Annotated in this window: 1 pseudogene; it reads right to left on the reverse strand. The window is 31.6% G+C overall.

Annotated elements, in window-relative coordinates:
• Nucleotides 1-52: 52 nt before the first annotated feature.
• Nucleotides 53-512, reverse strand: a pseudogene (locus KI356_RS26895) (hypothetical protein); the annotation flags it as partial.

The following is a 512-nucleotide window of genomic DNA, read 5'->3' on the forward strand; positions in this document are numbered from 1 at the left end:
CTCGTGTGAGTAGGCTTTTTTGTTTGTTGAGGTAGTAAATGGAGCTCTTTATTTATTGTGCCTTTTCAATTACGATGCGAAATGAACCGAACGCTTGTTGACTGACATAATTTTCTTTACTAACTTTATAAGGAAGTGGAAAAGCAACTAATTGGAAATTACTTTCTTGTTCCACTGTAGGTAATGTGAAATTAAAAATTTGTCTCGTTTCAGGTGCGACAGTAGTATAAGCTACTTTTTTGTTATTTAATAGTTCAACTTGTTCCCAATCTTTAAAGGCCACGATTGTATAACTCATTTCTTCTTTTGTTTCATTACCATTAGATATAGTTAGCTCTTTACCTTCATTCTCAGAAAATACTGTTTGTAATTTCTCCTCATTTCTAGTAATAAACAATGGTTCATAAAGATCATCTTTTAAAACAGTTTTCGGCTGTACAGGAGTAGATTTTATTGTTTCATTTCCTTTTTGATAAGTATTAATCGAATAGCGCATACTTAGTATCTCTTCT

This window comes from Bacillus hominis, from assembly GCF_018332515.1.
Taxonomy (GTDB): domain Bacteria; phylum Bacillota; class Bacilli; order Bacillales; family Bacillaceae_G; genus Bacillus_A; species Bacillus_A hominis.